The organism is Geodermatophilus sp. SYSU D00867 (genome assembly GCF_054050315.1).
Window position 1 is genome coordinate 20,287 of sequence record NZ_JBJGZC010000036.1, and the last position, 7,639, is coordinate 27,925.

8 protein-coding genes are annotated in these 7,639 nt (G+C 76.3%); 5 read left to right on the forward strand and 3 right to left on the reverse strand.

The features are described from left to right. Positions 1 to 43: 43 nt before the first annotated feature. From ACI8AK_RS22620 to ACI8AK_RS22630, 3 genes are all read right to left on the reverse strand, one after another. Positions 44 to 2,410: a [protein-PII] uridylyltransferase gene (locus ACI8AK_RS22620; protein ID WP_456958111.1), complete on the reverse strand. Its 2,367-nt coding sequence runs from the start codon at positions 2,408 to 2,410 to the stop codon at positions 44 to 46. A 102-nt stretch (positions 2,411 to 2,512) separates the two neighbouring features. Beyond that, entirely contained in the window at positions 2,513 to 2,851 is a 339-nt protein-coding gene (locus ACI8AK_RS22625; protein ID WP_073421809.1) for a P-II family nitrogen regulator, read from the reverse strand. Then, complete coding sequence (locus tag ACI8AK_RS22630; RefSeq protein ID WP_387993470.1) at positions 2,848 to 4,188, reverse strand: ammonium transporter; 1,341 nt, start codon at positions 4,186 to 4,188, stop codon at positions 2,848 to 2,850. Before ACI8AK_RS22630 ends, ACI8AK_RS22625 begins: the two co-directional genes overlap by 4 nt. A gap of 339 nt (positions 4,189 to 4,527) precedes the next feature. Between ACI8AK_RS22630 and ACI8AK_RS22635 the strand changes: the two genes are divergently transcribed. The 5 genes from ACI8AK_RS22635 to ACI8AK_RS22655 form a co-directional block, all read left to right on the forward strand. After that, complete coding sequence (locus ACI8AK_RS22635; protein WP_456902623.1) at positions 4,528 to 5,232, forward strand: energy-coupling factor ABC transporter permease; 705 nt, start codon at positions 4,528 to 4,530, stop codon at positions 5,230 to 5,232. Next, positions 5,229 to 5,561 (forward strand): PDGLE domain-containing protein, encoded by a 333-nt coding sequence (locus ACI8AK_RS22640; protein ID WP_456958113.1) that lies wholly within the window; start codon positions 5,229 to 5,231, stop codon positions 5,559 to 5,561. The genes ACI8AK_RS22635 and ACI8AK_RS22640 overlap by 4 nt, the downstream gene beginning before the upstream one ends. A 1-nt stretch (position 5,562) precedes the next feature. Beyond that, positions 5,563 to 6,345, forward strand: coding sequence for a cobalt ECF transporter T component CbiQ (gene cbiQ, locus ACI8AK_RS22645; RefSeq protein WP_387993486.1), 783 nt, complete (start codon positions 5,563 to 5,565; stop codon positions 6,343 to 6,345). Beyond that, the gene (locus tag ACI8AK_RS22650) at positions 6,342 to 7,088 is read left to right on the forward strand and encodes an energy-coupling factor ABC transporter ATP-binding protein (RefSeq protein WP_456902622.1); all 747 of its coding nucleotides are present in this window, start codon (positions 6,342 to 6,344) and stop codon (positions 7,086 to 7,088) included. The genes cbiQ and ACI8AK_RS22650 overlap by 4 nt, the downstream gene beginning before the upstream one ends. A gap of 187 nt (positions 7,089 to 7,275) precedes the next feature. Continuing rightward, positions 7,276 to 7,639 (forward strand): leucine zipper domain-containing protein (locus tag ACI8AK_RS22655; protein ID WP_456958114.1); only part of this gene is annotated, 364 nt, incomplete at its 3' end.

Genomic DNA, 7,639 nt, shown 5'->3' on the forward strand with positions numbered 1-7,639 from the left:
TCGTCCCGACGGTCGCACGGGGCACCGACAGTTCCGGGTCGCCTCAGCCCGGTGTGTCACCGCCGGTGCGTGCCGGGTCGGGGACGGCGCCGCGCGCCGCGGCCACCAGCGCCGCCTCGACCCGGGCCCGCTGCCCGGCGTCGATCGGGCAGCCGGCGGGGTTGCAGACGTAGAAGTAGTCGGCGGCGTCGGCCCCCAGGGTCTCGATCCGCGCGGAGGTGACGTCGAGGCCCTCGGCGACGAGCGCGGCGGTGAGCCGGTACAGCAGGCCCGCCCGGTCGCCGGCGCGCACCTCGACGATGCTGGTCGCCTCCCCGCTGACCTCCGAGTCGTGCCAGGAGATCCGCGGCGGCACGGACCGGGCGGCGTCCTGCCGGTAGTCGGCCTCGCGCTGGCGCAGCCGGTCGGCCAGCGGCAGCGTCCCCTCCAGGGCGGCGCGGACGGCGTCGGCCAGGATCGTCGGCTGCGGCGCGCGGCCGAACCGCGGGCGGACGGCGAACACCGCGGTCGCCCGGCCCTCGACGACGTTCACCTTCGCCGCCCGGACGTCGAGCTGGTTGAGCGCGAGCACCCCCGCGAGCCGGCTGAACAGGCCGTGCGAGTCGGGCGCCCCGATGGTCACCTGCTGCCCGTCGGCGACGTCCTCGACCCCCACGGTGACCGCGCCGTCGCCGCCGGCCTGGGTGACCGTCGGCTCGGTGGGGTGCAGCACGGGGTCGGCCCCGTCGACCACGGTGCCGCCGAGGTGCGCCTGCACGCGGGCCACCAGGTGCGCGACCAGGTGCGCCTTCCACGGCGACCACGCCGAGGTGCTGGTGGCCGCGCCGTCGGCCTGCGCCAGCGCGTGCAGCAGGTGCAGCACCTGCGCGTCCCGGCCGATCGTGTCGGCGACCCGCTCGATGGTGGCCGGGTCGTCGATGTCGCGGCGGGTGGCGGTGTCGGGCAGCAGCAGGTGGTGGCGGACCAGCGTGCCCACGGTGGCGACGTCGGCCGGCGTGAAGCCCATGCGCTCGGCGACGCCGGCGGCGACCGGCTCCCCGACGACGCTGTGGTCGCCGGGCCAGCCCTTGCCGACGTCGTGCAGCAGCGCCGCGACCAGCAGCAGGTCGGGCCGGTCGACGTCGTGGGTGAGCTCGGCGGCGGCCGCGGCGGCCTCGACCAGGTGCCGGTCGACGGTGAACCGGTGCCACGGGTGGCGCTGCGGCAGTGAGCGCACCCGGTCCCACTCCGGCAGCAGCCGGGCCAGCAGGCCCTCCTGGTCCAGCTGCTCGAGGACCGGCACCGCCGCGCGGCCGCTGGCCAGCAGCCGCAGGAAGGACCAGCGCACCTCGGCCGGCCACGGCTCGGGCACCGGCGGCGAGTGCACGGCGAGCACCTTGAGCGTGTAGGGCGACAGCAGCAGGTCGGCCCGGGCCGCGGCCGCGGCGCCGCGCAGCACCAGCCCGGGGTCGGCGGCCGGGCGCGCGTCGCGGGCGAGCACCACCTCGTCGCCCTGGCGCACCACGCCCTCGGCCAGCGGCTCGCGGCGCACCCGGCGGTAGCGGGCGCGCGGCCGCCGGACCAGCGCGGCCTCCACCCGCCGCCAGGTGTCGTCGGCGACGAAGGCCAGCCGGCGCCCGGCCAGGCTCACCTCGCGCAGCAGCACGTCCTCGTCGGCGAGACCGAGCGCCGCGGCGACCGGGCGCTGCTCCTGGCGCACGAGGACGTCGGTGGGCCGGCCCGAGCGGCGGCGCAGCTCGTCGCGGACGTCGAGCAGGAAGGAGTAGGCCGCCTCGGCCTCGGCGGAGGGCTCGTCGCCGAGCTGGGCGGCGGCGACCGCGCGCAGCACCTGGCCCTCGCGCAGGCCGCCGTAGGCCTCCTTGAGGTCGGGCTCGAGGAGGAAGGCCAGCTCGCCGACCTGGCGGGCGCGGCCGCGGCGCAGGTCGCGCAGCTGCGGCAGCAGCCTCGACGCCGACTGCCGCCAGCTGGCCAGCGTGGCGGTGCGCAGCGCCGCGGCGAGGGCCGCGTCGCCGGCGACCAGCCGCGCGTCGAGCAGGCCGAGGCCGGCCTTCACGTCGGTGGAGGCCACCGACACGGCCTCGGCCACCGAGCGCACCGAGTGGTCCAGCCGGACGCCGGCGTCCCAGATCGGGTACCAGACGGCGTCGGCGAGGGCGGCGACCTCCGGCCGGCCGTCGTGGACCAGCACGAGGTCCAGGTCGCCGTGCGGGGGCGGCTCGCGCCGGCCGAGGCTGCCCACGGCCACGAGCGCGACGCCGTCGGTGCCGGTGCGCGGGGGCGGGCCTCCCCGGCCCTGCCGCGGCGGCGGCGTGCCGGCCACGGCGTCGGCCAGCAGGCCGCCCAGCCAGGCGTCGAGCACCCGCACCCGCCCGGCACGCGGCAGGTCGGGCAGCCCCCTCAGGTCCGGCACGGTCCCCCCTGGTCGGTTCGGTCGACGGGCTGCACCGGCGTCGGCCGGGGCGGTGGTCGCCCCACCACCCCGGCCGACGGACGGGCTCCGGTCGGGACCCGGCTAGAGCGCGTCCTCGCCGCGCTCGCCGGTCCGGACCCGCACGATCTCGTCGATCGTGGTGACCCAGACCTTGCCGTCGCCGATCTGGCCGGTGGAGGCCGACTCGACGACGGCGTCCACCACGCGGGCGGCCTCGATCTCGCCGACGACGACCTCGATGCGGACCTTCGGGACGAAGTCCACCTGGTACTCGGCGCCGCGGTAGACCTCGGTGTGGCCGCGCTGGCGGCCGAAGCCCTGAACCTCGCTGACGGTGAGCCCGGTGATCCCGATCAGCTCGAGGGCGTTCTTCACGTCGTCGAGCTTGAAGGGCTTGATGATGGCGGTGACGAGCTTCATGCCCGGACCCCTTCCGTGGTCTTGGGGGTGGTGGCCTGGTGCAGCGCGGAGCCGCTGCCGCCACCGAGACTGGTGAAGTCGTACCCGGACTCCGCGTGGACGACCGTGTCGATGCCGGCGACCTCGTCCTCCTCGCTGACCCGGAAGCCCATGACGGCCTTGACGACCGCGGCGATCACCAGCGTCAGGACGAAGGAGAACACGAGCACCGCGCCGGCCCCGACGGCCTGCCGCCAGAGCTGGTCGACGCTGCCGCCGAAGAAGAGGCTCTCCACGCCGGCCGGAGCGTCGGGGTCGGCCAGGAAGCCGATGGCCAGGGTGCCCCAGAGGCCGCCGACGAGGTGCACGCCGACGACGTCGAGGGAGTCGTCGTAACCGAGGCGGTACTTCAGGCCGACGGCGAGGGCGCACAGCGCGCCGGCGACGACGCCCACGATGATCGCGCCGACCGGCGAGACCGCGGAGCAGGCCGGGGTGATGGCGACCAGGCCCGCGACGGCGCCGGAGGCGGCGCCCAGCGAGGTGGCGTGGCCGTCGCGCAGCTTCTCGGTGACCAGCCAGCCGAGGACGGCGGCGCCGGTGGCGGCGAGGGTGTTGACCCAGACGACGGCGGCGGTGTTGTTGGCCGCGAGCGCGGAGCCGGCGTTGAAGCCGAACCAGCCGAACCACAGCAGGCCGGCGCCGAGCATGACCAGCGGCAGGTTGTGCGGGCGCATGGCCTCGCGGCCGAAGCCGCGCCGCTTGCCGAGCACCAGGGCCAGGGCGAGGCCCGCGGCACCGGCGTTGATGTGCACCGCGGTGCCGCCGGCGAAGTCGATCGCCGCCAGGTCGTTGGCGATCCAGCCGCCGGTGTGGGTGACCACGCCGTCGTCGTCGGTGAGGGTGAAGTCGAAGACCCAGTGGGCGACCGGGAAGTAGACGACGGTGGCCCAGATGCCGGCGAAGACCATCCAGGAGCCGAACCTGGCGCGGTCGGCGATGGCGCCGGAGATCAGGGCGACGGTGATGATCGCGAAGACCGCCTGGAAGCCGACGAAGGCCATCGACGGCAGGCCGCCGGCCTCGCTCGTCGTGTCCTCCATGAGGCCCTTGAGCCCGAAGAACTCGCCCGGGTCGCCGAGCAGGCCGAGGCCGACGTCGTCGCCGAACGCGACGGAGTAGCCGTAGAGCACCCAGAGCACGGTGATGAGCGCCAGCGCGCCGAAGCTCATCATCATCATGTTGAGGACGCTCTTCGCGCGGACCATGCCGCCGTAGAAGAGCGCGAGGCCCGGCGTCATCAACAGCACGAGAGCCGCGCTGGTGAGGATCCAGGCGGTGTCGCCGGTGTTGACCACGGCAACCTCCTGAGGTGGGTCGTGGGCCGTCGGCCGCAACGAGGGAACGGGCCCCGGCGGGCCGGGGACGGTCGGGGTCGCGGTCGCCCCCTTCCCTGGCGGCGACGCGGCGTTCACGGTGCCGGGGCGTTGTTTCCGGGGGCGTCGTCGCCGCGTTTCCGGACCGTGAACTCCGCGCCGCGTGTCCCGGGGTCGTGTGACGGCCGTGTTGCCGGGGCGCGTGGGCGTGGCCGCGGCCACACCCGGAGTCCGTCTGCGAGGGGTGTGCAGTTGCAAACTGTGTGCAATAAGGTTCCCGCGGGTGGTACCCGGCCGCCCGCGAGTCCCGTGGAGGTCCGCGTGCACGTCCCCGACGGCTTCCTGGACGCGCCGACGTCCGTGGCCACCGGTGCGGCGGCCGCCGGCGCGGTCGCCCTCGCGCTGCGCGGCGCCCGCCGTGAGCTCGACGAGCGCACCGCTCCCCTGGCCGGCCTCACCGCCGCCTTCGTCTTCGCCGTCCAGATGGTCAACTTCCCGGTCGGCGCCGGCACCAGCGGCCACCTGATCGGCGGCGCGCTCACCGCGGTCCTGGTCGGGCCCTGGACGGCGGTGCTCTGCACGACCGTCGTCCTCGTCGTCCAGGCGGTGCTCTTCGCCGACGGCGGGCTCACCGCGCTGGGCACCAACGTGACGCTCATGGGCGTGGTCGCCGTCGGCGTGGGCTACGGCCTGTTCCGCCTGCTGCTGCGGGTCCTGCCGCGCACCCGCGGCGGGCTGCTCGCCGCGGCCGGTGCCGGGGCGTTCGCGTCGGTGCCGGCGGCCGCGCTCGCCTTCGTCGCGCTGTTCGCCGCCGGTGGGGTCGCCGACGTGCCCCTCGGCACGGTGGCCGCGGCCATGGGCGGCATCCACGTGCTCATCGGCATCGGCGAGGCGGTCATCACCGTCGCGGTGCTGGGCGCGGTGCTGTCGGTGCGGCCGGACCTCGTGCACGGCGCCGCGCACCTGCGCCGCCCCGCCGACCTCGCCACCCGCCCGGGCCTGCGGACCGAGGAGGCCGTGCGATGAGCCGCCGTCGCGGCCTGTGGCTCGTGGGCCTGCTCGTCACGCTCGTCGTCGCCGGCTTCGTCAGCCACTACGCCAGCTCGCACCCCGACGGCCTGGAGTGGGCCGCGGGCGAGACCGGCTTCGCCGACACCGCCCGCGACAGCGCCACCGCCGGGTCGCCGCTGGCCGACTACGCCGTGGAGGGCGTGGACGACGGCCGGCTGTCGGGCGGGCTGGCCGGGATCGCCGGCGTCGCGGTCACCCTGGTGCTCGCCGGCGGCCTGACCCTCCTGCTGCGCCGGCGGAGCGGCTGGCCGGCCGAGGTGGGCAGCACCTCCGCGGAGGACTGACGTGGGCGCCGGGCACGGCGGCCCGCTGGGCGCGGCCTACGTCAGCGGCACCAGCGTGGTGCACCGCCTCGAGCCGCACGTGAAGCTGGTCGCGGTGCTGGCCTTCGCGCTGGTCGTCGTCGCCACCCCGGTGCACGCGGGGTGGGCACCGGCCGCCTACGCCGGGTACGCCGCCCTGGTGCTCGCCGCGGCCGCCGTCGCGCGGGTGCCGGCCGGGCGGCTGGCCCGCGGGCTGGTCGTCGAGGTGCCGTTCCTGGTCTTCGCGCTGCTGCTGCCGGTCGTGTCGCGCGGCCCGCGGGTCGAGGTGCTCGGCCTGTCCCTGTCGGAGAGCGGGCTGGCCGCCGGCCTCGGGCTGCTGGCCAAGGCGACGCTGTCGGTGCTCGCCGCCACCGTGCTCGCGGCCACCACCGAGCCGCGGGAGCTGGTGCGCGGGCTGCAGCGGCTGCGGCTGCCGGCGGTCCTCGTGCAGATCCTCGCGTTCATGGTCCGCTACGCCGACGTCGTCGGCGGCGAGCTGCGCCGGATGCGGGTGGCCCGGGAGTCCCGCGGCTTCCGGAGCCGCGGGCCCGGGGCGCTGCGCGTGGTGGCCGCCGGCGCCGGGGCGCTGTTCGTGCGGTCCTACGAGCGCGGCGAGCGCGTGCACCTCGCGATGCTGTCGCGCGGGTACACCGGCGCGCTGCCCACCGGGCCGGTCGCCGCGGTGCCCGCCGGGGCGTGGCTGGTGGCGCTGAGCCTGCCCCTGTCCGCCGCCGCGGTGCTCGCGGCGGGGATGCTGCTGGGGTGAGCACTCCCCCGTCCGCACTCCTCGTGGAGGACCTCGCCTTCGCCTACCCCGACGGCCACCAGGCGCTGTTCGGCGTGGACCTGCGGCTCGAGCCCGGCGAGCGGGTGGCGCTGCTCGGGCCCAACGGCGCGGGCAAGACGACGCTCGTGCTGCACCTCAACGGGATCCTCGCCGGCGGGCGCGGCCGGGTGACCGTCGGCGGGCTGCCGGTGGAGAAGCGGAACCTCGCGGAGGTGCGCCGGCGGGTCGGCATCGTCTTCCAGGACCCCGACGACCAGCTGTTCATGCCGACCGTCGGCGAGGACGTCGCCTTCGGCCCGCGCAACCTCGGCCTGCCCGAGCCCGAGGTCGCCGCCCGGGTGGCCGCGGCGCTGGAGCAGGTCGGCATGGCCGGCGCCGCCGACCGCCCGCCGCACCACCTGTCCTTCGGCCAGCGCCGCCGGGTCGCCGTCGCCACGGTGCTGTCGATGCACCCGGAGGTGCTGGTGCTCGACGAGCCGTCGTCGAACCTGGACCCGGCCGGCCGGCGCGAGCTGGCCGAGGTCCTCACGGCCCTGCCGGTGACCATGCTGATGGTCACCCACGACCTGCCCTACGCCCTGCAGCTGTGCCCGCGCTCGGTGGTGCTCGACGGCGGCGTCGTGGTCGCCGACGGGCCGACCCGCGAGCTGCTCTCCGACGCCGACCTGCTGGCCGCGCACCGGCTCGAGCTGCCCTTCGGGTTCGACCCGACCCGCGTCTGAGCCTCCGTCGACGTCGTCCGGCCCCTCCCGGGCACCGCCCCGAGCGTGCGAGGGGTGGGGAGGAGGGGGTCCTCCCGCTAGTTGTAGTGACCACGAGCGTTGTTGACGGCCTAGCGGGCTGAGACAGCGAGGAGACCTCCGGGTGAGGGTGTGGGTGCTGACGCCTCACCGACGACCCGGAGGTCTCGTGTCCCACGCTAATGCCCGCCTGACCGTGCACGGTCGGGCCGAACTGGTCCGCCGGGTGATCGAACAGGGCCGCCCGGTCGCGCACGTGGTGGTCGAGCTCAACGTCTTCCGCGCCACGGGCTACAAGTGGCTGGCTCGCTGGCGGGCCGAAGGTGCGGCCGGCCTGGTCGACCGCCCCAGCCGCGCTCGCCGGCTGCCCGGCAAGACCTCCCCCCAGCTCGAGCGGCAGGTGCTGGCTGTGCGCGCTGCCCGCAAGCTCGGGCCGGCGCGGATCGCACCGCTGGTGGGGCTGGCGCCCTCGACGGTGCACGCGGTGCTGCGCCGGCACGGCATGCACCGGCTGGCCTGGCTCGACCGCCCGA

Bases quoted from the DNA above. Each gene is read 5' to 3' on its own strand.
- ACI8AK_RS22640 (WP_456958113.1), top strand. From the start codon at position 5,229: ATGAGCCGCCGTCGCGGCCTGTGGCTCGTGGGCCTGCTCGTCACGCTC.
- ACI8AK_RS22625 (WP_073421809.1), bottom strand. From the start codon at position 2,851: ATGAAGCTCGTCACCGCCATCATCAAGCCCTTCAAGCTCGACGACGTG.